Below are 26058 nucleotides of genomic sequence, written 5' to 3'. Positions count from 1 at the left end.
GAGATGAAAGTTCTAATCGTGTTTGGGACACGCCCAGAAGCGATAAAAATGGCTCCTTTGGCGTTAAAGTTACAGCGTGATACTCGGTTTGATGCATCAGTCTGTGTTACCGCACAACATAGAGAAATGCTTGATCAAGTTCTTAGTCTATTTGAATTAAAACCAGATTATGATTTGAATCTGATGAAACCGGGGCAAGATTTAACAGATATAACGACGGGTATTCTTCAGGGAATGCGTGAAGTATTGACAAAATCAAAGCCAGATATTGTATTAGTGCACGGCGATACAGCAACAACTTTTGCAACGAGTTTGGCTTGCTACTATCAACAAATCCCTGTCGGGCATGTTGAAGCAGGATTGCGGACGGGGAATATTTATTCACCCTGGCCAGAGGAAGCGAATCGTAAGCTTACAGGTGCTTTAACCGCATTACATTTCGCTCCTACAAATGATTCCAAAAGTAATTTAATAAAAGAAGGGGTATTAGAAGAGAGTATTTTTGTTACAGGAAATACAGTAATTGATGCTCTACTGGAAGTCGTCCATAAGCTTGATAGCAACCAGTCAACTTATGAAAAGGTAAGGGAGGAATTTCCTTTTTTAGAAGATGCTCGAAAGCTGCTTTTGGTAACGGGGCATAGACGAGAAAGCTTTGGTGGTGGGTTTGAGCGAATTTGTCAGGCATTAGTAAATACCGCTAAAGAACACCCAGATATTCAAATAGTATACCCAGTACATTTAAATCCAAATGTTCGTGAACCAGTGAATCGTATATTGAAGGGAATAGAGAATATATACCTTATAGAGCCACTGGATTACTTACCATTTATCTACTTAATGAATAAATCCAATATTATTCTAACTGACTCTGGAGGTATTCAAGAGGAAGCCCCTTCACTTGGCAAACCGGTTTTAGTAATGCGGGATACTACGGAACGCCCAGAGGCTATTTCTGCTGGAACCGTGAAGCTGGTCGGGACGGAAGTAGATAATATTACTCGGGAACTAAATTTGCTGCTCACAAATGAGAGTGCATATAAGGAAATGAGCTTTGCACATAATCCTTATGGTGATGGCAAGGCCTGTGAAAAAATAATCAACGAATTAATCAATTTAAAAAAATAGGATTAAAAGGCAGAGTAAATTAATTGCTTTACTTTTAAAATAACAAGCAGGAAAGTTCTTTAAAGGTGTTTATGAAATTTGAAACTATTTCCGTTATTGGGTTAGGTTATATTGGATTGCCTACTGCCGCCGTGATCGCTTCACGGAGGAAAAAAGTGATAGGCGTAGATGTAAACCAAAATGCTGTGGATACGATTAACCGGGGTGAAATTCACATTGTAGAACCCGAGCTAGATATGATCGTACACGCTGCGGTAACAGAAGGGTATCTCCAGGCTACAACTAAGCCACAGCCATCAGATGCCTTTATGATTGCAGTGCCTACGCCTTTTAAGTCAGGATTTGAGAATAATCATCATGAAGCAGATCTTAGCTACATTAAAGCTGCTGCAAAAGCTTTAGCCCCAGTTCTAAAATCAGGGGATCTAGTAATATTAGAATCTACCTCTCCTGTAGGAGCAACTGAAAAAATGTCTGAATGGCTTTCTGAGATTCGTTCAGATCTTACCTTCCCCCAAACTCATGGCGAATCTTCCGATATTCGTATTGCACACTGCCCTGAACGAGTCCTACCTGGACACGTGGTACGTGAGCTGGTTGAAAATGATCGTGTCATTGGAGGCATGACACCAAAATGTTCTGAAGCGGCCAAAGCTCTGTATAAAATTTTTGTTTCAGGTGAATGTTTGGTAACGACAGCTAGAACTGCTGAAATGGCGAAGTTAACCGAAAATAGTTTTAGAGATGTAAACATTGCCTTTGCGAATGAATTGTCGATTATTTGTGAAAAACTAGATATAAATGTATGGGAGTTGATTTCCCTCGCCAATCGTCATCCTAGAGTAAATATATTACAACCAAGTGCAGGTGTTGGAGGTCATTGTATTGCCGTAGATCCCTGGTTTATTGTTGACTCATGTCCTGAAGAGGCACATTTGATACGCACGGCACGTGAGGTGAACGATAAAAAGCCGAGTTGGGTATTGAATCAAGTTAAAGATGCATTGATCAAGTCATGCGAAAGTAAAACTGGGTGTACCACAAGTGATATTAAAGTGGCATGCCTAGGCATTGCTTTTAAACCGGATATTGACGATTTACGTGAAAGTCCTGCACTGAGTATTACAGGCGAAATTTCAAAATTAGGATGTCAGGTACAGGTTGTTGAGCCTAATATCGAACGCCTTCCAAAGGATCTTGTACGAGAAAATATAGAACTTGTATCTTTGAGGCAATCTCTGGATGAAGCCGATGTGATTTGTGTACTTGTTAAACATAGCCCTTTCACTGAAGAAATTAAAAACCTATCAGCTAAGAATTTCATTATCGACTCGGTAGGCCTACTTAGCTAGGTACTTAGTTGAGCGGAACCTGCCGCTAAAACCTAATAGTAATTATCAGTTTGCTGATCGCTGGACACAATTTCCTATGGATGTACTGTTAAAACACGCTGAAACACTTGCGCGCCACCCTGTTAATGGATTGTATACCCCTATTGATAAGCGTATAGCTTATATAGTTAGTCATGGGCAAAGTTATGCCAGTAACGGATATGCAGTACGAACTCAGGAGGTTGCGAAGGAATTGAATAGCCATGGCTTTGAGACGTTATGTATTGTTCGTCCGGGTCGGCCATGGGAGCTGGGAGCAAAGAAAAATATAATCAATGCAGAGGCTGAAATTGATGGGGTTTTATACATCCATAGCCGTTGGCATAATGATCAAATACCGGCTGATGAAACAGCACACCTGGAAGCCTGTGTGGCGCGCTTTGTTGAGTTATTCCAAGTTTATAGACCAGCAGTAGTATTAGCTGCCTCAGACTATATTATTGGGCTACCCGCATGGATCGCGGCAAAACGCCTCAATTTACCATTTTATAATGAAGTTCGTGGTTTCTGGGAACTTTCTCGTGCTGCCCGGGAACCAAATTTTGAAAACACCTCTTTTTTTAAAATTGAAGCTGAGCGTAACTCTTTTGTGAGTAAGCAGGCCTTAGAGGTATTTACTCTTAATCTCGCAATGAGATCAGAATTGGTTGACCGTGGAGTTAGTGCGAACAAAATACATGCTATCCCAAATGGGATTAATTCTTTTCCAAAGAAAAATCCCGAAGATGATAATTTACGTTTGAAATTGGGTATAGAGTCACATGATAGAGTTATAGGATATGTAGGTAGCTTGAATTTTTATGAGGGATTAGATCTATTGATTGATTCTTGTGCCGAACTAATTGAGCAAGGAGAAAATATAAAATTATTGGTGGTAGGTGATGAGCAGCCAGTAAATGATTTTATTGTGGCTGATCAAAGACTTGCTAGTAAGCCCTGGTTAATTCAAGTTGGTCGTGTAGCTCATGAGAAAGTAGCAGATTATTATGCGTTAATAGAAACGGTAGTAATCCCGCGAAAAAAAATGCCGGTATGTGAACTAGTATCACCGATGAAGCTGGTTGAGGCAATGGCCTATGGAAAGCGAATCGTAATATCTGATGTGATTCCTTTGGCTGAAAATGACAACAAATATGAAGATTTGATTACATTTAAGGCTGAAGTACCTAGCCATTTAACACAATGTTTGCAAGAAAGCTTAAGGAAACCTGCAACACAGAATAGTGTAATTAATGATCTAACGTTGGCTACACGTATATTACCATTAGTTAATATATTAAAGGGGCTAAACAGCAAGAATTGTGAAAGAAAAGAGTCTAATAATAATTCTAACCCAAGAGAATTAGTAAAAAAAATTGAACCCTTACCGCTAGCGAATAAAGAGCCTATTTGGTTCCAAATTCAAGTTGTTCCAGGACAGGAACTTGTTATTGATGCAAACATAGAATATCAGGATTCGTTAAAATTACATAAGCATCATAAACGTAAAGCGGTGATGTTGTTAAAATCAAAAGATATGAATGGAAATGAAATAGATCAGCCGCTAGGGAAGTTAGCGAAGTCTACACATCTTGATTCATATTTTAAGTACCTTGAATCTGATAAAGGGTTAGAGGAGAGACATAAATTTGTTATTCCTAAAGGAGTTGAGCAAATTGAGCTTGGTTTTTGTGCTTTTAACTATCAGGAAGGGGAGATAGTAAAAGTTCGTGAGTTTAGTGTTAGAGAATTTCAAGCCTTTAATAAGAAGAAAGATCTTATAGAGTTAAATCAGGAACCTCTTTGGGAAAATTTTAGAGTCAATGAGTTTATTCCACATAGTCTAAATGCAAAACTTAAGTTTGAAAAATCAGAAGATAAACATAGCAAATCTATCATTGTAAGAGTTAAATATTTCGATAAGGAAAAGAAAGAAATTCCTGGTCCTTATTCAGGTCTACCTTTGTCTAAAACAGTAGGTTCATTTTCATATATCAGCGCTAAAGAAGAACGAATTGTCCAGCTGATGCCACCAAAAGGAGCTGTGGAGGCCGCTATTGGGTTGCAGCGATGGAATGCTAAAAGTAAGGTCTGGCTAGATGGTAACTTTATTCTCGAATCTGAGATTAAAGTTAATCCTACTATTAAAACTCCCTCCGTTAATAGTAGAGAAGAAACAAAAACTCCACTGCGTAAACTGTCAGATATTAAAGTCGCAGCAATTCTTGATGAATTTACTATGGAATGCTTTCGGCCGGAGGTAAACCTTACTTTGATTACCCCCTCAAACTGGCGGGAAAAATTAGAAAAAAAGCATCCTGATTTTTTATTTGTAGAAAGCTGTTGGTTTGGCAATGGTAACAGTTGGAGTGGCTTAATGTATGGCTATACTTCCAACGGCCCCAACAGAATGGATGAATTAATTAAAGTCATTACCTATTGCCGACAAAAAGGTATACCAAGCATCTTTTGGGCTAAAGAAGATCCTGTTCACTATAAACGCTTTGCTCCTACAGCTAAATTGTTCGATTACGTTTATACCAGTGATGCAAATATGATTCCGGCCTATAAGAAAGACTATGGAATTGATGCACAAGCATTATCATTTTTCTGTCAGCCAAAGGTGCACAACCCCATTTGTATGTCACCAAGGAATAATAAAGCGGCATTTGCTGGATCTTATTACAGTGATAAAAAAGAACGATGTGAAAACTTCCATACAATTGTAGCTGGATTAAAACAAGCTGGAATTAATTACGATATTTATGATCGGTGTTTAAAAAGGGGGACTGCACATTTACAGTTTCCTAAGAAATACAAAAGTCATGTTGTAGGTTACTTAGAGCCTCATGAAATGAGTAAAGCTTATAAATCCTATCGATATACCATAAATTTAAATACCGTAAAACATAGTCCAACTATGTTTGCCCGCCGTGTGTATGAGTCATTAGCATGTGGAACACCAGTTATTAGCAATTACTCAGAAGGTGTGATAACACAATTTGGGGGGATTGTATGTGCAAGCGATAATCAAAGAGAGATATCTGATTTTCTTAATCATTTGAAGAACCCAGAAGAATATCAGCGTATAAGTAATGCTGGAGTTCGAGAAACCCTTGGACGACATACTTTGGCAGATCGCCTAGAACAAGTTTGCGAACGTTTAGGCATACTTGTAGAGCCACACCTGCCAATTATTAATGTTGTATATACTGTCGGTAGCGATGAAGAGGTTGAAATTGCAAGAAATGCATTCCAAAAACAGAGCTACCACCGCAAGAGGCTTGTTGTAAATCTAAAAAACAGTAACCTCTTACACTCATATCTCAATAGAAATACCGATGAAGAAATTTTTAGAGTTCTTACAGAGTTTGCTAAACCTATTGATGGTGTTGAATTAAAAATGGACCTGCAAGATACCTACTCCAAAAATTTCATAGAAGATGAAGCAATTAAAACACAATTCCAAGTGGAACAATCAAACCAATCAAATAGAGAGTTCGCAGCATGAATACGTTGAAATTATTAGTGTATGCGGATGTAAATCTAAATATTATGGATGGGTCTTCTGTTTGGCTTGTTGAGCTCTTGCGTTTATTATCGAATGACCCTCGAATTCAGTTAGATTTTCTGCAAAAAGCCCCAGATGAAGGTGGCCCATTGAATGCACAAGTTAATGAAATAAAAAATATAAAACGGATAGAAAAACACCCTAAGCCAATGAAGTTGGAACAGGTGGTAGAATCCATACGTGACCTAGATAATGAGAATCAATATGAGAGGATTCTTGTCCGTGGTAATATTAGTTTAGGACTGGATCTTATTGAGTTCCTACCTAACAGGCTTGTTTATTACACCCTTGAGCCTTTTCAGAGAAGGGGTGAATTTTCCCCTGAGGAAAATAAAGAGATACAAAATCTTCTAAATAAGACTGCATTTACTATTGTGCAAAGTGAGCGAATGAAGAATAGCTACTCCTCAGATTTTTCTATTCCGAAAGAACACATTTATATCTTGCCCCCATTGATTCCACCAATAGTAAAGAATCCTAGTTTCAGAAATAGCTCTAACACCGTATGTTATACTGGGAAGTTTTCTGAAGAATGGGGGACACCAGGTCTTGTCGATACTTTCAAGAAGTTAAAAAAGAAACTTCACTATGTGAAATTAAATATTGCAGGAAATAAGTTTCACGGTGATCTTGGTGGTAGACGAGAAGAAGTACAAGAATTTTTCTCAAATGATAGTAATGTTAATTGGATTGGAGAGGTTTCACGGCAGGACAGTATTGGATTGTCACGTAGTTCCGATATTGGTTTTGCATTACGCTCAAGTGAAATTGATAATAACAACTCACAGGAATTATCTACAAAATTATTTGAATACATGAGTGCTGGTAAACCTGTAATTCTCAGACCGACAACAGTGCACAAGGATTTATTAGGTCAAAATTATCCACTTTTTGCAAACGATTGTGATGAAGCAGCAGAAAAGTGCTTTCAAGCGTTAACCTGTGTTGAGCTTTATAGTGAAGCTGCAAAAATGTCATATGGGGCCTACAAATCTTTTTCCAAAAGGGTAAATCATCAAGACATTGTAAGACGGTTAGTAAGCTATAAGAAAGATACAATTCTATTTGCCGGCCATGACCTTAAGTTTATCGGAGATATCATGCGGTCTTTTGAGAAAGATGAGAGATATGATATTCTGATAGATCAATGGAAAGGCCACACAGTTCATGATGAAACACAAAGTTTGGTTAAGTTAGAACAATCGGATATTATATTTTGTGAGTGGGGTTTAGGAAATATTCGATGGTATTCCAGAAATAAAAAACCAGGTCAAAAACTTTTTGTAAGGGTTCATCGACAAGAGATTCAGAGATTAGATTATCTTTGTGAATCGGAAGCTGAAAAGATTGATGGTTATATTTTTATTGCTCCATATCGTTATGAGGAGTTTGTAGAGAAGGTTGATATACCAAGATCTAAAGCAAAAATGATATTTAACACAGTTGACACAAAAAGATTTAATTCTAAGAATAGAAATAGCGATGGCTTTACATTAGGCATAGTCGGTATTGTACCCTGGGGAAAACGATTAGATCGAGCCATAAATATTTTTGAAAAATTATGGGGCATAGATAAGCGTTTCAAATTGCGTGTTAAAGGTAAGAGGCCGGAACAACTGCCTTGGATGAATAATCCTCAACATGTTGGTGAGCTCGAGAAATACACAAAATTATTTAAAAAAATTGAAAATGCACCATGGAAAAGAAATGTATATTTTGACTCCCATGGTAATGATATGGATGATTGGTATAAACAAATTGATTATTTGCTTTCTGTTAGTGATTATGAAGGGAGTCATCAAGCCGTTGCAGAAGGAATGGCGTCAGGCGCGATACCAGTAATTTTACCATGGAAAGGGGCATCAACTGTATACCCTAGCAGTAATATATTTTCAGATGAAGAAGCTTTGGTTAGTTATATTTTGGATGGTCAGCATAAATTAAATGTAACTAGCTATGCAGCAAGCCAGTTCGATTCAGAGATAATTTATTCCAACATGAGAGAAGTCTTACGAATTTAATTCAATTATAATGGTTGTCAGAGTTTTAATAACTGATTGCTCTTAAATTTTAGTGGTGAGTGTAACAACCCACCACTAAAATTAAAAAAATATTTGATAAAATTTTAAAGTTTTAGTTCATCACTCCCTTGAGATATTTAAGGATGGTATATTTAAAAATATATTTAATCGCCATCAAGATTTAAGTCTTTAATAATTTCTAGGGGTGACTAATATATGACGCACTAGTATTAGGTACATCAGGTTTTGAATAAAAATATAATAGGAAGATTTTTTTGTTATTAAGGTTGTTTAATTAATATTCCTTATGATTAAGGTTGTGCGTTAAATATAAATTCTAGAGACAATTGAAAGAAAGAGTTTGCAGCAAGATGTCTATCAATAATCTGAAAATGGGTATTGCTTCAGAAACAAAACTATATATTGATAAAAATATATTTAGCAGGAATCAGACGGACTACAACAAGCTGAAGAAATTATTTTCGGAAAGAAAATATGAAGCCAATAGTTTTTCTGATGTGGATCTAGATGTTTTAAATTTCGACTGGAACAGTGTTAAATGTGACCGCAATTGGTGGTGGCAATTGCAGGCATTACCATTTCTGAATTGGTATATTAATAGTTATAAGGTACAAACCAAAGAGGAAAGATTAGAATATTTTTCTTTATGTCTTAAAGCAATTTTATGTTGGATAAACAATGGGAAAGACAACAAAGATTCTCCATTAGTTTGGCACGATCATGCATCGGCTTTTCGACTTAAAAACTTAGTTAACTGGTTTATATTTTGTCAAGTTGCAGAGTTACCAGTTGGTGCTGATGTTAAAGTGAATTGGTTAGAAGATCTAGTTTTTGAGCATCTTGACTGGTTGCAAGATGATAAGAATTACTCCATTCATACCAATCATGGATTTGATCAGGCTATGATTGGACTAACAGTAAGCTTAATGTTCACACATGATGATTTTGAACCCTATCGTAGGATTAATCGTGAGCGTTTAGAAAATGAGGTGACTTTTGCTTTCACTGTTGAGGGTGTTCATAAAGAGAATAGCCCTGGCTATCAGAAAGCAATGCTCGGAAGATTAAGGCAGCTAACTTCGCTATCAGTGTTTGGAGAAGATAAAGTAACGAAATTAGGGGAGCACTACATAGCGAAGGCAGAGTCCTTTCTTAAAGCAATAACCTTACCTAATGGTTATCTCCCGATAATTGGAGATACTCGAAGTGAGGACAAAGGGCTGGTTGATGATGAAATTCCTGAAGAGGGATATAGAGTCTACGACTATTCTTCTTCAGGTTACCTAATAGTTAAGGGTAAAATCAAAAAGAAGCATTCGTTTACCCTGATATTTAAATGCTGCCATGACTCTAATTACCATCGTCATGATGATGATCTGATGATTTATCTTAATGTAGATGGTGAGACACTTTTAGGTGATGGTGGACTTGGTTTACATGATGAAAAAAACCCTAAAAGAAAATACCTAAGATCCGTTCATGCTCACACAATGCCAGTCATTAATCGTCCATTCATCCGAGAAAGGTCAAAGTTGTCTTTACTTCCGAAGTTAATCCATGAGACAAATAAAAAAGTGCTGAGTGGTATAAGCTATGGATATGGTATTAAGGTTATGAGGGAAATTGATTACTCCAACCTAAATAACGGGTTATTGATTGTGAGGGATGAATGCGATGACCAAGATTTATCCTCTAACTGGATCATTGGTGATCGTGATATAACTTTATCAAACAAGGGAGTCAAGATTGAATTTTCTAATTTCAGACTGGTTATTAGCTCTGACCAGTCGAAGTCAAAAAGGATAATGCATGGTTGGTCTTCAAATGAATTGAGTACCAACTCAATTTTCTCCAAAAAATATGGCCAATTTTCCAAATGCAATAGAGTGTTGCTTGGTGGTTTGGATAAAAGTCTAGAAGTTAGATTGAAAATCGAGTAGTTCAAAAAGTAGAATTATTTTATATAAAATCAATTTTATGGCAAAAAATATTTGAGTAGAGTTGAAGTGTATTTTTAGCAATATTTAATGCTGTGCTTTTACCTAAATATAATTTGAGAAATTTCAGATGTCGATTAAAAAGCAAAAAAAAATATCAAAAAACTTGGCTAAAAAGCCAGCTATCAACTCTCTAGCCCAGAGTTCAATTTTTTGGCGACCTGATTATCTTCGACCTTCAGAGTGGTTAGAGCATTTACCTTTTTTGTTTTGGCTGATTGAGGCACATCAGCCACGGAAGGCAGTTTCTTTAGGGGCCACCTCAGATGTGGCACACTTCGCACTCTGTCAAGCGATAAAACACCTTCGCCTAAAGGCTAGTTGCTATTTGAGTATCGATGTACAGAATGAAAAATCTGATGGCTTAAATTACGAATGTCAAGATTACAATAGCCAATATTATAATACATTCTCATATATTCTTGAAAGTTCAATGTCTGATGTTGCAAGTCAATTTTCAGATGGCAGTATTGACTTGCTACTTTTTATCCCAACGGATGAACATAATCTTGAGAGTACAGTAGCACACTGGAAATCTAAATTGTCCCCACGAAGTATTGTACTGGTGCCAGGAATCTCTAAAAGGAATCCAGGGTGTGAGACTTTCCGGATTTTTGAGTTGTTAAAAGAGGAATATACCAATTTTTCTTTCTACCATGGGGAAGGGCTGGGTGTTATCTCTATAGGAGATGAGATAAGTTCGACACTGATAAATTTATTTGATCGTGACGAGAATAACTCTTCCTGGCAAGTTGTTCGCGATAACTTCGCGAGATTAGGGCAAACCTATATTGATGTACTGCAGGCGAAAAAATATCAACAAAAAGTAAAGTCCCTAGAGATAAATCTTTTATCTAAAAAAGATAAATTAAAAAAGTTGAGTGCAGAGTATGCAGGTGCTAACGCTGAGCTTAATTTACAAAGGAAGGAGCTTACTGATTTTAGCCAACGTATAAAACAGCGAGAGTTAGAGGTTGAACAAAATTTTAAAAATCTGGAGATTGAGAAAAATAATTTGAACTCGCAGATACGACAAAAAGACAAGGAGCTCGTTGAAAAAGATATTGCCCTTAAAGTACGTTTTGAGGAGCTGGCCACCCTCACACAGTTACTTGAGAAGATGAGGAAACAGCAAACTGAACAGCAAGAGTTGCAAAAAGACAGACATCTTAAGTCTGCAGAAAGTGTTCATAAATTAGAAAAAAATATTACTAGCCTTGAATCACAGTTAAAAACCCATGAGTCCAATTTAGAACAGATGAGGAAAGCTAACCATGATTCAGATAAAGTAAACACAGAACTTAATTCTAGATATAAGGAAATTGAACAGGATTTAAAGCTTGTTAAAAATGAACGTGATAACCTAAACCAAGAGAAGAAATTACTCCAGGCGCAAATTCAATCTCTGAGAGATGATCTTTTAGAAGAAAAAAATTCTGTTGATGAAAGGTTTAGAGAGTTGTCTTTGTTGACAAGCCTACTTGAAGAAAAAGAACTTCAAATTAAAGAACTACGTAAAAAAAATTTAGATCCTGATGGTAAGGCTATATTAACTAATAATTTCACATTCAATGAACGTACCTTTTCAGTAGCCAAGATTTTGGGTAAAGGTTTAAAACAAAAACATAGGCAAAGAAAAGAATTACAAAAAATCATCAAATCAGGTTTTTTTAATGAAGAATGGTACCTAAGAAATTATCCTGATGTAGCATGTAATGAAGATGCAGCAAGAGATCCAGCCTTACATTACCTAAAACATGGTGCATTTGAGGGGCGTAATCCTGGACCTGGATTTGATAGTCAATGGTACTTGGATACTAATTTAGACGTTAAAGATAGTGGCTGTAACCCATTATTACATTATATATCCATGGGTCGAAAGGAAGGGCGCGAGCCCCTACCCTATTGAATGGATTAAAAAAATGTTGAGATTGATGCATCTTTTTCATTGGTATAAGAATAGGCGCAAAAAAAATTTTACTAATGTTAAGGATACTGTACCAGACATAGAGAACTTTGATCCTGAGTGGTATTTAAAGACCTATACTGATGTTGCTGCTTCGGGAATAGATCCTCTTTTACACTATATTAATCATGGACAATTTGAAGGTAGATTACCATATAATAATCGCGCTCTTGCTTGGGAATATCACCTGTGGCGCGGGGGGAATAAACTCTTATTACCAAGGCTGATTCGCCTTATAGATACACCGGATGCCACTAAGCTAGAGCGTCACTATGCAGCATGGGTTACCTCCCGTTGGTACGCAGTAAAAAATGACTGGCAGAAAGTGTTAAATATTTTACTGCGTTTTCATGAGAAAGGACTTTCCTATCCAGCTCATGCTGGTCCAAACTTACTTATGTTGGAGGCTGCACTTCGATGTGGACATTTGGATATTGCTCAAAATGAGCTTGACATATTAGCCCAGCGTTTTGGTGAGTGCGTTGATTTGAATCTAGCCAAATCTAATTTACTAAGTCAATTAGATGGTACTCGGTCAAGTAGTCAGCTTAATTATCAGCGCCTGGAATTGATCAATAGTTTTCTTACTCGATACGAGTTGTGTAGTTTGACCAATACTGGTGACGGTCTATTAGGCTTGGATACCATAACTCCTACTTTACCGATTACTATTGTAGGTGGGGAGTCTGATCCGAAAGTTTCGGTTATTGTACCTACTTACAACTCTGAGGATACATTGATTACAGCGTTAACATCACTATGTAATCAAACTTGGCGTAATCTAGAGGTTATAATCGTTGACGATGCGAGTACGGATGGGACTTGGCGAATACTAAATTCGTATTTAAGATGTAGTCATTTTCGTCCTGGGTTTGAGCTTCATCTAATTCGTCATCAAAAGAATCAAGGTTCTTATGGTGCTCGTAATACTGCTTTGGAGAGTGCGACAGGCGACTTGATAACCACTCACGACAGTGATGACTGGTCTCATCCTCAAAAGATAGAAATACAGGCCAAAGCTTTACTTCAATCAGAAAATGCACAAGGTTCTATTTCACATTGGGTGCGCGCTAACAACAATCTATATTTTTCTCGTTGGTTTCCAGATGAGAGTTGGGTACATCGCAATATTTCTTCATTGATGGTACGTCGCTCGGTAATAGATACTATCGGCTATTGGGACAGAGTGTCTGTAAATGCTGATACTGAATATTACTATAGGTTACTAAAGGTTTTTGGTGAGGAAGCTTTAGTTGAAGTGTTACCAAATATACCACTTAGTTTTGGCCGCATTACAAACAACTCCCTGAGTCAAAATAGTGAAACACACGTTAGCACACGTTTTGTTGGGCTTCGTAAGGATTATGAAGATGCTGCAAGGCGTTGGCACTCAGAAGCTATGGAGATGGGAGATCTTTATTTGCCGTCAAGTCCAAAGCACCGTCCATTTTTAGCACCTAAGGCTTTATGTCTTAATGTGAACAAAGTATTGAAGCCAAATCCTATGGATATCGTGCAGCAATCAGGACGTTTCAATCAATCATGGTACTTAGAAATGTACCCAGATTTGCAGAATTTATCCGAAGACTTATTCGAGCATTATTGGACCGTCGGTGCTTCAGAGGGAAGGGATCCAGGTCCAGATTTTAGTGAATCTGGTTATAGATACAAATATATGGAGTCTGGTAAAGATAATATACCAGCACTTTATCACTATTTGACAATAGGTATTGAAAGTCAATTTGAGCCTCTACCAGAGATTTCAGGGAAACAAGAATATCGACCGAAGTCTTTGAATATACTTCTGTGTGCCCATCAAGCTGGTGAGTTGTTGTATGGGGCAGAAAGAAGCTTCTTAGATGTGTTGTCTACTTTAAACAAATTGAATGTTAATCTTATTGTAGCGCTACCAAGTGCTCTCAATAATTTTTATGTTGGACAAATTAGGGATTATGCTTGGCGAGTGGTAATTCTCCCTTATGGCTGGTGGAAATTTGACCGGCCAGCAAACCATGTCACCTTAAGACAATTTGAGGCACTGATAACTCGATTCAATATCAAGGCAGTCTATACCAATACACTTGTACTTAATGAGCCTCTATTAGCGGCAAGAGCTCAGAAGGTACCAACCTTAGTCCATGTACGTGAATTACCACAACATGATATAGCTCTTTGTAAATTATTAGAAACTGATGCATTGAATATCATCTCTCATGTTAAGTCACTAGCTGATATAGTGTTAGTAAACTCGGAAGCTGTTAAGAGTGAACTGGGCGCAGTTAATACGGTAGTAGTACCGAATATTGTAAATACAAATCAATACAAGTTATCTATTGAGGCAGACAGTTCGAATGAGAGGACTGTTCGGGTAGTATTAATCAGTAGTAATTTACCCAAGAAAGGTTTATCAGATTTTGTAGATTTGGCAAGGAGACTTGAAAATAAAGCTATTCCTGCTGTCTGTATATTAATAGGTCCAGAGAATGATTATATTAAAGACTTACAAGTCAGTCAAAATCGGGGACTAATTACTAAGAATCTTAAATTCGTTGGTTATGCTACCAGCCCGCAAAAGGCCTTGGCCCAGGCTGATATTGTGGTCAATCTTTCCCACTTTCATGAGTCATTTGGTCGAACGGTATTGGAAGCTATGGCTTCTGAACTTCCTGTAGTTGCCTATCATCGTGGGGCTATACCTGAGCTTGTTCGAGATAATGACACCGGATTTTTGGTGCCTTTTGGCAATATTGATGAAGTAGCAGATAGAATTAATAAATTAGTAGTAAATAGAGAATTACGCTTACGTATGGGGAAGAGAGGTAGGCAGAGAGTGGAACAGCATTTCTGTGAGGCTGTTATGCTTCGTCAACTCAAAAGAGCGCTAGCATTAATAACAGATCACGAACTTATACGAGAATAATTAGTATTGGTTTTTTAGAGTTAGTAAAGCGTTGTTAAAAACTAAAATATGTATCAAATTTCAATAATACCACTCTCGAATAATTGCCCGGAAGTCTTCCGGTGGTGTATGGATTATCCGCGTCGTGAACAGACCTATGATGCTGAAACTCTTTTGGGAAGTGGTTTAATTTTCCAAGGTTGGGTTCTGGCTAAAGAAGGCGCTACAGTTAGACCTTATATAAGATTGAATTCAAAGAAATATTATTTAAAGATAAATCTATCAAGGCCAGATGTCATAAGAAGAGTTTTAAATGAAGAGTCAAAGGGACATCCACGATTATATTGTGGATTTCGTTCAGCAATACCGTTAAATAGTGATACTTGCTTTTTTGGTTTTGAAAATAATAAATGTGACTATGACACAATGCAAATTATCATAGAGGGGAGTTTAAAGATTATTGAAGGGCTTGATGGTTGGCTCTTTCTTGATAATGATACCAATCAGAGTGTCGAACAATTTACTGGAAAATTATTATTAGATTGGCGTGAAAAGCGGGCTTGGTATGATTATTTGGATTCTTTAAGTAAGTTAGCGGAGGAATATCTCTCTGCTCATTCAGTATTGATAGCACCAAGTAAAGAAATGGTGATGTCAGACTATTATCCTCATCGAAAAGGTTCAATGACTCCCGTAGAGCAAGTGGAGAAATTGGCAGATAAAAAGCATAATGTTGTGCATCCTGTGAAGAGAATGCAAGCATCAAAGGATAGAGTTTTTCGTGTATGTGATACCCACTGGACACACAAAGGTGCACAATGTGGTTTATTAGCTGCTTTAGAAGTTTTAGGTTTGGATACCGAAGCAGTCTCGAGTCTATTTTCAGGTGATAAATTTAGAGAGGCTGTTAGGGCGGGAGATTTAGGAAATAAAATATTTCCGAGGCGGACTGCTCGCGAGTTGATACCTAGTGGTATTTCATATCGTCAATGGGTTCATTATGATAACCATTTACCTAATATGGGGCGGGTCCTGATTACTCAAAATAAAGATGCCTTGGTTTCTGCCAAGTGTTTGATTTTTGGATCTTCATCTAGTTATACAATGCTGGATTATGTTTCTAGAATTTTTTATGAAGTAATCTTTGTTCATTCCGCTGGAAATATAGATGTTACTATACTCAATCAGGTACGTCCAAATTATCTACTGGCGCAGACTAATGGCCGCTTTGTTATTAGAGCACCAATAGTTGGCTATCGGCTGGAAGATGAAATTGAAAAAAAATGGGCTGGATTAAATGATAAAGAACGAGAAGAAATAATAGTAAATCAGGATCAATGGATAGAAAAATGCTCTAAAGATACTCAATTAAAATATTCTTACCCTTTAATTATATATTTCTCTGCACAAAATATATGCCTTAAAGGCAGACAATGAAAATAAAACAATTTAAAATAGATTTTTAATTTTACTAAGAAAATGAAATATATAAATGGGGCTCATAAAGATGTATAAAGTAGCTAAGCGCCTAACCAATAATATTCCCCATTTAACAAGATTGGATTTACGCCCATTACTTCGCCCTTCTCAGGATATATTAACTGAGACAAATAAAAATGGTTGTATTGTTGGGAAATCAATATCAAATCGGCCTCTGTTTACTATAGAGAAGAATAGACTTGAAAGAGGCTGGTATATGGTTGAAGTTTTGATCGAATCAGATACAAGCTATCTTGAAACCTTTTTCACAATTCATCATCAATCAGGGCGGAAATCTAAACAGCTGAATTTATCCGTACGAAATGGACGTATGGCAAAACGATTGATTTGGTTAGCCAGAGGAGAAGAAAATATATCGTTTTCTCCGGCACAAAATAAATGTAATTTTGTAATTAAGAGATTAACACTAGTTCGTGTTTCTATGTTATTCGCACGCAATCGAATGCGAGCCCGGCTATCTTGCAGGTCACTTTCAGTTCCATCAAGATTAACTTATCGATGGGCATATTATGATTCCACTTTCAATCCTAATGGTGTCCGAGTTTCTTATAGAGAGTGGATAAAAAAAGTTGAACCAGACCTTTGGCCTAAACTAGACGGTTTAACTGAAGTTAGCTTTACCATTTTGATGCCAGTTGACCAGTCTAGTAATTTAGATAGCATTAAAAGAACTGTATACTCTATAATATCTCAAAAATATAAGAACTGGAACCTATTCATTATCCCAATGGAAGTTCTAGATAGAAAGATAATCTCTAAGATTAAGTCTCTAATTGGTTATAATGAAAAAATCAGATTGATTGATAGAGTTAATTATAGACAATCGATTGAAAAAATTTTAAATAAAGATACCTACTATCTCATGTGCCCCCCTAGGGCGGTCCTTGCTAATAAAGCCCTTTCTTGTTTTGAATACATTTTACGTAAGAAACCAAAAGCGAAAATCATTTATTCTGATGAAGACATGCTTAATAGTGCTAGCCGAAGGTCTTCACCGAACTTCAAGTCAGCGTGGAATCCAGATTTATTCTATTCAATAAATTATATAGGTGAATTTGTTGTTTTTGCTCCTGGACTATTAGAAGCCTCTTCATTCAGTAACTTGAAGAATGAGATGGCCTGGGATTATAACTTACTTCTTCAAATACTGAAAAAAATAAAGAAACCCAATGATTCTATTTTTCATATACCAAGAATTCTCTTCCATAGGTTTAGTGATTTTAATAAAGATCTTTACCTGGAAAGTTCAAAAAAAATTCTGAAACGATATTTTAATGATAAAGGGCAAAGGAATGTTGAAGTTGAATATGAAAAAGATCAAGGTGCACTGTATGTACGTTGGCCGATTCTGAATGAAAATCCGTTGGTTTCCCTTCTAATTCCTACTCGGGATATGTTACCGATACTAAAACAATGTGTAGAAAGTATTCTCAAAAAGACTTCATATGAAAATTATGAAATATTAATTCTAGATAACCAAAGTAAAGACCCAAAGACGATAGAGTACCTAGAATACATAAAAAACTTTAATAAAGTGAGAGTTATAAAATATGACCAACCATTTAATTATTCAGCTATTAACAATTTCGGGGTGAAACATGCCCATGGAAAAATTATTGGTTTGATTAATAACGACATAGAAGTTATTTCATCGAATTGGCTAGAGGAAATGGTTGCTCATGCAAGCCGTCCAAATATAGGCTGTGTCGGGGCAAAGCTGTATTATAGTGATAATCGAATTCAACATGCTGGGGTTGTAATTGGACTTGGTGGGCTGGCAGGTCATGCGCATAAATTTTTTAAAAAAAGTGTGATGGGCTATATGAACCGATTAATTTGCACCCAAAATTTTTCTGCAGTAACAGCTGCTTGTTTATTACTACGAAAAGAAACCTATGAGAAAGTTGGAGGGTTGGATGAGAAAAATTTTGAAGTAGCCTTTAATGATGTGGATTTATGCCTGAAGGTCCAAAAAGCCGGTTTTCGTAATCTTTGGACACCTTTTGCAGAAATGTATCATCATGAATCTATTAGCCGTGGCCTTGATAACACACCAGAAAAACGTGCAAGATTTGAACGAGAAGCTACATGTTTAAAAAATCGATGGAGAACTCATTCAGGTATAGATCCTTACTATAGCCCATTTCTTACTCATAAAAGAGAGGATTTCTCTCTCGGTTTAAATGAAGATATTAAAGCACCAATGTTTCGATAATAAGTATAATATTAATTTCAACTCCTCAAGGCTGCAAGAAAATTATCTTGCAGCCATATAAATAACTTCTATTATTTTAGACCATGTCTGATAGATCCTTCTATAAAAATATAATTTATTGTTTTGATGTGCGTTTAAAAACAAACTAAGGATAAACCTCATGATCCTTACTAATGATCGTTACATTAACTAAAAATCGGATTGTTAAATTAGATATGGGAACATCTACGAAGCTTGGAATATGCTTAATATATCAAATGACTTTTACGCTCTATGCTTAAACTGCTGGTGTAGATACTCTTCTTGAGATGAATCTGCTGGTACCCAACCATAGAAATCAGGCAAACTATGTTATTGAAGTTAGCGTTTTGTCTTTTTTGTAAGAACTTGTCTGTGGAAAACTATACGTTTCCAATGAACTGCCTAAAGGCAGTGTATTTGTTTACTCTATTGGGGTTTTTAATACCTGGCTGTGGCATGACTTGGCTAAGTCTCAATTGTGATTAAAGACGCTTTAAGCCAAGGTACTCAGGAGGTGCCAATTCTTACGGAGTAGCAGGATCAGGCTTCGGATAGATAGCGACATCATGGTGGAGCCTGAGGGGAAATTGAAACTCACCATCCAGTCTATCTAGACTCGCGGGATGTCTTCTATGTAGGAAAGTTTAAGGAGTTTGCCATTTTTAACAGCAAGGCTATATCGATTCTTTTTTAACAGAAATTTATTGCAAGCTGTATACCATCGAAATACAAATTACTTTTTAGGACTTTCTGAAGGACATTGTATTTCCATTTTATGCCATACATTATCTTATAGTTTTATGTTACCTGAATGATCGTAGAACAGAATATTGTTACAATCTAGTGTAACACGGCTATTAAGTATGAATGAAATATATACAGCAAGCCATTTACAAACCAGTGTATCGATGGAAGATTCCATAAAACTATTTTACAAGAGTTCTACCAACCATCATTATATTGAAATATTTATCGGTCAACAGAGGAAAAAAATTTAAACGAATGGTCTATCTATTATAATATTAATCGCACTTATCAAGCTAAAAGTGTTGTGCTGCATATTGATAGTAACAGTTGAAGATGGGCAGGCCGTCTGAAAGAAAACGTATCAACCGAATCTGACTTGACATAACACATTCTGAAGTATTTGTAATTGTCAGATAAATTCTGACACATTATGTTTTAGGTTTAGAGTGCTTCATCAAAACTGATAAAAGTATTTTTCAATGTAATTTGTTATATTTGGCCTTAGATAACCTGTATTAATAAAACTTAGTCAATATTTCATTCCTAGTATAATCTATCCCGTTTGCGGGTAGTTTGAATGTAGGAAAGCTTACAATAAAAGAACATTCTAAAATGAAAAATTTATTATAAGCTTTGGCAGTTGCTATTTCCTGTTCATAACTTCTAGATATAATAAATCCACGAAAGATATAAAAGATAAGGTCTGTTATATTATTACAGACACCAATTCAATTGAATATCAATGTAATCATAGTATTTTATTAAGAAAATAAAAATTAACATGAATGTTGAAATTAATGATAGTGAACTTTTTTAAATAATTAGTGAGGATAGATTTTTTCATTAAAAAGAGCCAAAAGACGTCACCATAATAATTATGGCGCCAATTTAAAATTTTAAGTGGCATTATCAGGAATATTCGCTATATATACGTATAACTTTAGCATAACTCTAAATAATAAGAGTGTACGAGAGACTAGTCGCTAGTATATGAGCATAAAAATTCCTACATCTAATCGAACTAAATGGAAGATCCAGAGAGATGTGATCTACTCACTTCTCGTTCGTGAGATGAATACAAGGTTTGGTAAGTGGCGACTGGGTTATGCTTGGATACTACTTGAGCCAGCTCTTCATATTTTAATGCTGGCAGCAATATTTAATTTCCTTGATAGGAACTTTTATCCAGGTATTCCGACAACTTTATTTATGTTGGGAGGAATTGCACCTTTTTTATTTTTTAGTCACTGCTTTTATAAAGGAATTGCTGCTGTATCATCAAATCGTGGATTATTTAACTATCGTCAGTTACGACCATTTGATGCAATTTTGAGTAGAGTATTATTAGAGTTTTTTATTTATATCTTATGCATGCTTACGCTATTAGCTTTATTATCTTGGATTGGTATTAGAGCTGAATTTGGAGATTTTCTATTACTTATTCAGGTAAATTTTTTATTTTTATGCTTTTCTTTTGGGTTATCTTTGACATTAGCGGTCATTGGTGAGAAATTACCTGAGATGTCTAAAGTTCTTCCATTGATTGTAAGACCTCTTTACTTCATTTCAGGAGTATTCTTTTCACTTGAACAAATTCCTTCAGAATATCACAGCTACCTTGTTTGGAACCCATTAGTACATATCATAGAATTAACCAGAGAAAGTTTATTTAAAAGCTATCATGGAATTTTTGCAAATTTTAAATATTTAATATATTCATCAATAATGATGCTTGCTTTAGGTCTTCTGACATATCGTGCTTTCTGGAAAGACTTGGTACGTAGTCAATGATTAGGCTTGAAAATCTCACAAAATCGTATAAAACAAAAAACGAAAGGAAAACACTTTTTAAAAATGTTAATGCGATCTTTCCTGAGGGCAAGAATATTGGAATTTTAGGGCGCAATGGGGTTGGTAAGTCTACGTTACTTAGAATTATGGGGGGGATTGATTATCCAGATTCCGGTAGAGTAATCACAGATAAGAGAATCTCATGGCCAGTGGGGCTCTCTGGCGGGTTCCAGGGAAGTATGACCGGCAGAGAGAATGTGGCTTTTGTTTGCGGAATTCATGGTGTATGGGGAAAAGATAAATGTAAAATTATGAATTATGTGCAAGAGTTTTCTGAAATCGGCAATTATTTTGATTTACCAATTAAAAGTTACTCCTCAGGAATGCGCGCGCGTTTAGCATTTGGCCTAAGTATCGCCCTAGAATTTGATGTTTATTTAGTTGATGAAGTTATGTCGGTTGGGGACGTACACTTTAAAAAAAAATGTGAAGATATAATTAAAGAAAAAAGAAAAAAAGCATCATTTATTATTGTGGCTCATACGACTCAAGTTTTAAAGAAAAATTGTGAGGTAGGAATCTACATTGAAAATGGAAAGGTTAGAATTTGTCAATCTATAAATGAAGCCATAAGCATTTACCAAAATAGTGTATAAATTTTCATAAATGATAAAACTTAAAGTTTAAATATGAGTGTTAAAAGAGTGCTTAATAAAAACTGGTGGAGCAATAAAAAACATATACTTTAATTTACTTATTTCTTGGTATAAGAATATTTCTTCAAAAATAAAAAGTTTAAAAATAAAAAATAAACATAGATTACATTTACCTTGGTATTATGGCTTTACTCTGATTGTAATAGTACCCATCGTTTGTGTGAGTGGGTATTATTTATTTTGGGTAACTGATCGTTTTGTAAGTACTACACAATTAATTGTTAAAGATACAGCGTCATCTCAAGGATCATCAACGGGGATTAGTTTTCTTATACCTAGTATAGGAGTTGATAATCAAGATACATTTTTAGTTGTAAACTATATCCAGTCACTTGATATGGCCTTGTATCTGGATAGGGAATTAGGATTAAAAAATTACTATAAAAGTAATCAGTATGACGTATTTTCCCGTTTGTCTTCGGATGCAACACAAGAAGAATATTTAGAATACTATAGAAATTATGTAGATGTTAGTCATGATGAGACAAATGGTATAATTTCAATAGAGATGCAAGCTTATTGAACCGATCTTCGCTCGTATTCTTGTTGAGACTGTAATACAAAAATCAGAATTATTCGTTAATGCTTTGAGTAATCAACTAGCCAATAAACAAGTTGACTTCGTAAATAATGAAGTAGAACTCTCTCAAAGAAAATTGAGAAATATAAAACAAGACATCCTAGATTTTCAGAATAGTAATAATTTAGTTAGCCCCGAAGAGTTAACGAAAGGGATAAGCAGTATTATTCAAGGATTAGAGACACGATTAGCAGAAGAGCGCGCTAAACTAACAGCCGCCAAAAGCTACTTAAATACTGATTCATCACAAATAATATCAATTCAAGCTGAAATTGGCGCCTTAGAAAATCAAATTAAAGTAGAGAAAGTTCGATTGGTTGGTATAAGTGACGAGAAAGGTGAACAGCGACTCAATACTCTAAGTGCACACTTTCAGAATCTTGAATTAGATCTACAATTTGCTACTGATGCTTACGCCGCATCACTAAAAGCTTTGGAAAGTGCAAGAATGGAAGCTTCTGGTAAGTTGAAACATCTGATAGTAATTACACGGCCTTCATTGGCAGAGGAGGCTGAGTACCCACATAAAATATATAATTTAGTAAGTCTAACGGTGATTTTATTCTTATTATATGGTGTTGGAATTATGCTGTCAGCCAGTATTCGAGATCATCGTATGTAAAATTTATAGGCTGAGTTTTCATTATCGAACAATATGTTGAGCTATTCAATAGCTATAAAGGAAGCCTTGTAGAATCATGATACCTATTAATAGAGTAAAGAAAAATATTTTATCCCTGATAATAACTTTACTGATCATTTTGGGTCATGGGTTGGCTTTTGCACTAGAAACCCAGTTAGTAGATGGTATAGATTCTCAGCCCACACCAAAAAATGAGATACCAATTTTTGGTCAATCTTTATTTCAGGGAACATTTAAGGACCAGCCATTTAATGGTTTCAACCCGGACTACAGAATCACGGTTGGGGATCAGATTAATCTTCAATTATGGGGCGCTTATAGTTTTAGCGCAACTTTAACTGTTGATCCAAAAGGAAATATTTTTGTACCAGAAGTAGGACCGGTTCATGTAGCTGGAGTACAAAATGGCGACTTAAATAATTTTGTGTTACGCCATGTGAAGCGTGTTTTTAAAAATAATGTACAAGCCTATGCGAACTTGGAAGCAAGTCAGCCGGTTAAAGTGTTTGTGACAGGGTATGTAAATAATCCTGGTTTATTCAATGGTTTTAGTTCGGATTCAATTCTGTATTATTTGGATAGTGCTGAAGGAATAAGTTCACAAAGTGGTAGTTTTGTCGATATAAAGATAATTCGAAGGGACAAAATAATACAGGAAATAAATTTATATAGTTTTATTGTAGATGGGATAATGCCTGCCGTACAGCTGCGAAATGGTGATGTAATAGTAGTTGGTGGAAAAAAAGGATTTGTTACGGTTAAAGGTGCAGTTCAACAGTCGGCTCAACTAGAATTTATCGGTCCTTATACTCAATTGGGAGAGATGTTATTAGTTATTAAGCCAGATCCTCTTGCAAATTTTGCTCGTATTACTCAGGTAGTTGATGGAGTCAAACAAGCAAGTTACCAACCCTTAACTAATGCAATGACAACACGCCTTTACCCAGGCGCAATTGTAGAATTAGTCCGCGATAATGATATTCAATCGATTTCAGTAATTGTTTCTGGTGAATTAGATGGCCCCGCTACTTATGTGCTTCCATATGGCGCAACACTTGAAATGTTGATGACAAAATTAAAATTTCGTGAAAATGCTGATCAAAATTCTATTCAGTTATATCGAAAAAGTGTTGCTGAAAAACAACAGGTTGCATTGGATAGATCACTAGATGCTTTACAAATGGAAGTTTTAACTCGTCAACCGAAAACTGATCTTGAAAAAGACGCTCAGAAAGATAACGCTTTAATGATTCAAAATTTCATAAAAAAAGCTCGAAGAGTCATTCCAAAAGGGCAGGTAGTAATTGCTAATAACCCAGATGCTGGAAAAATGTTACTTGAAGATGGTGATGAAATAACTGTACCTCTGAAAACATCAACCATATCTATAGTTGGGGAGGTAATTTTTCCAACTTCACTTGTGTATCATAAAAAATATACATTAGAAGATTATATCGAATTAGCAGGTGGATTTGCCAATAATGCAAACCGTAACGAACTGATTATTTTACATTTAGACGGGACGATAACACGAGTTCATAATAGAGACTTTGATAATAAACTTGGAAATAGATTGCGTCCTGGGGATGAAATAATGGTAATGCCAAAAATTAATTCAAGTGAACTACAGGTAACTAAAGATGTTACGGAAATTTTATATCGTATAGCAGTTGGGACTGCGGCCATACTATCATTCTGAAAAACAACATGAATATCTTATTTTTAAATAACTTCTTTGAAGAAAATATTCAAAATACTACTGTAGAAATTTAGCTGTTTCTAATTTCAAGGATTGATGGAGGAATTATGGCTGAAACTGATACCGAACGAAGGGGAATTATTCTGGCTGGTGGTACTGGTACCCGTCTGTATCCATTAACAAAAGGTATCAGCAAGCAATTAATGCCAGTATATGACAAGCCCATGATTTACTATCCGTTAACAACTTTAATGTTGGCTGGAATACGAAAAATATTAATTATAACTACCCCCCAAGATCAAAGTTTGTTTAGGGGACTTTTGGGTACTGGATCTCAGTGGGGAATTAATCTAAGTTACGCCAAGCAATTTTCACCTAATGGTTTGGCTGAAGCATTTATAATTGGACAGGATCATATAGAGAGCAGTCCCTGCGCGCTAATTCTTGGAGATAATATTTTTTATGCTCATCAATTTAGTGAACTTTTAAAGAGAGCTAATTCAAGAATTCAAGGAGCAACAATCTTTGGGTATAGGATTGCGGACCCAAGCGCATATGGAGTTGCTGAATTCAATAAAGATGGAAAAGTTATAAGTGTTGAGGAAAAACCAAATAAACCAAAATCAAATTATGCTATTACTGGATTATACTTGTATGACAATAATGTTTGCGATTTAGTCAGAGAGATCAGGCCAAGTGATCGTGGAGAGTTGGAGATTACGGATCTCAATAAAATATACCTTGAAAGAGGTGAACTTAGTCTAGAGTTAATGGGCCGCGGTTCTGCATGGTTAGATACTGGAACGCATGATAATTTGCTCGCAGCGGCACACTTCGTACAAACAATTGAACGTCGTCAGGGATTAAAAATTGCATGCCCTGAAGAGGTCGCATTTCGTAAAGGTTTTATCTCACTTGATGAGCTTGAAGTTCAAGCTAAATTATTTATGAAAAGTGGATATGGTGAATATTTGATGCGTATCTTGAATGACGCACAAAGAGATCATAATTTCGTATAAACATTAATGATATCATGAAATACAACAAAATTAACATAAGATTTTTTCTATTATTAATAGTTGAACAGGGTCCCCCAGTTGCATTAACTTTTTTAGAGTTTGAATTCAGGTTAACTAAATATTTTAAATTAAAACTTTATATTTAGCTTATTAA

15 protein-coding genes are annotated in these 26058 nt (G+C 35.9%); all 15 read left to right on the top strand.

Translation table 11 applies throughout. The features are described from left to right. The first annotated feature begins 3 nt into the window (after positions 1-3). The 15 genes from wecB (at position 4) to rfbA (ending at position 25904) form a co-directional block, all read left to right on the top strand. Positions 4-1128, top strand: coding sequence for a non-hydrolyzing UDP-N-acetylglucosamine 2-epimerase (gene wecB / locus ACJJIV_RS06500; protein ID WP_444891174.1), 1125 nt, complete (start codon positions 4-6; stop codon positions 1126-1128). A 71-nt stretch (positions 1129-1199) separates the two neighbouring features. Then, positions 1200-2480 carry a UDP-N-acetyl-D-mannosamine dehydrogenase gene (gene wecC, locus ACJJIV_RS06495; protein WP_444891173.1) on the top strand — a complete coding sequence of 427 codons (1281 nt, stop codon included), beginning with the start codon at positions 1200-1202 and terminating at the stop codon, positions 2478-2480. A 76-nt stretch (positions 2481-2556) separates the two neighbouring features. Continuing rightward, positions 2557-6009 carry a glycosyltransferase gene (locus ACJJIV_RS06490; RefSeq protein ID WP_444891172.1) on the top strand — a complete coding sequence of 1151 codons (3453 nt, stop codon included), beginning with the start codon at positions 2557-2559 and terminating at the stop codon, positions 6007-6009. Further along, positions 6006-8090 carry a glycosyltransferase gene (locus ACJJIV_RS06485; protein ID WP_444891171.1) on the top strand — a complete coding sequence of 695 codons (2085 nt, stop codon included), beginning with the start codon at positions 6006-6008 and terminating at the stop codon, positions 8088-8090. The genes ACJJIV_RS06490 and ACJJIV_RS06485 overlap by 4 nt, the downstream gene beginning before the upstream one ends. 371 nt (positions 8091-8461) lie before the next feature. Then, a complete protein-coding gene (locus ACJJIV_RS06480; RefSeq protein WP_444891170.1) occupies positions 8462-10051 on the top strand; it encodes a heparinase II/III family protein in 1590 nt (529 codons plus the stop codon). A gap of 127 nt (positions 10052-10178) precedes the next feature. Further along, a complete protein-coding gene (locus tag ACJJIV_RS06475) occupies positions 10179-12017 on the top strand; it encodes a coiled-coil domain-containing protein (protein ID WP_444891169.1) in 1839 nt (612 codons plus the stop codon). 13 nt (positions 12018-12030) lie between these two features. Continuing rightward, complete coding sequence (locus ACJJIV_RS06470; RefSeq protein ID WP_444891168.1) at positions 12031-14994, top strand: glycosyltransferase; 2964 nt, start codon at positions 12031-12033, stop codon at positions 14992-14994. Between the two features lie 108 nt (positions 14995-15102). Continuing rightward, positions 15103-16410 (top strand): alginate O-acetyltransferase AlgX-related protein, encoded by a 1308-nt coding sequence (locus ACJJIV_RS06465; RefSeq protein ID WP_444891167.1) that lies wholly within the window; start codon positions 15103-15105, stop codon positions 16408-16410. 70 nt (positions 16411-16480) lie between these two features. Next, entirely contained in the window at positions 16481-18688 is a 2208-nt protein-coding gene (locus tag ACJJIV_RS06460) for a glycosyltransferase family 2 protein (RefSeq protein ID WP_444891166.1), read from the top strand. Positions 18689-20500: 1812 nt separating this feature from the next. Then, positions 20501-21247: an ABC transporter permease gene (locus tag ACJJIV_RS06455; RefSeq protein ID WP_444891165.1), complete on the top strand. Its 747-nt coding sequence runs from the start codon at positions 20501-20503 to the stop codon at positions 21245-21247. Further along, entirely contained in the window at positions 21244-21903 is a 660-nt protein-coding gene (locus ACJJIV_RS06450) for an ABC transporter ATP-binding protein (protein WP_252084739.1), read from the top strand. The genes ACJJIV_RS06455 and ACJJIV_RS06450 overlap by 4 nt, the downstream gene beginning before the upstream one ends. 37 nt (positions 21904-21940) lie before the next feature. Further along, the gene (locus ACJJIV_RS06445; RefSeq protein WP_444891164.1) at positions 21941-22486 is read left to right on the top strand and encodes a hypothetical protein; all 546 of its coding nucleotides are present in this window, start codon (positions 21941-21943) and stop codon (positions 22484-22486) included. 64 nt (positions 22487-22550) lie between these two features. Then, positions 22551-23165 (top strand): KpsE/RkpR family capsule polysaccharide export protein, encoded by a 615-nt coding sequence (locus ACJJIV_RS06440; protein ID WP_444891163.1) that lies wholly within the window; start codon positions 22551-22553, stop codon positions 23163-23165. A 76-nt stretch (positions 23166-23241) separates the two neighbouring features. After that, a complete protein-coding gene (locus tag ACJJIV_RS06435; RefSeq protein ID WP_444891162.1) occupies positions 23242-24885 on the top strand; it encodes a polysaccharide biosynthesis/export family protein in 1644 nt (547 codons plus the stop codon). 107 nt (positions 24886-24992) lie between these two features. Next, on the top strand, positions 24993-25904 hold the full coding sequence (gene rfbA, locus ACJJIV_RS06430; protein ID WP_444891161.1) for a glucose-1-phosphate thymidylyltransferase RfbA: 912 nt from the start codon (positions 24993-24995) through the stop codon (positions 25902-25904). The last annotated feature ends 154 nt before the right edge of the window (positions 25905-26058 follow it).

Source organism: Microbulbifer mixtoriginis (SeqCode), assembly GCF_052466765.1.
Note: the sequence above shows the minus strand (reverse complement) of the source record. Positions and strands in the feature narration are given on the sequence as shown.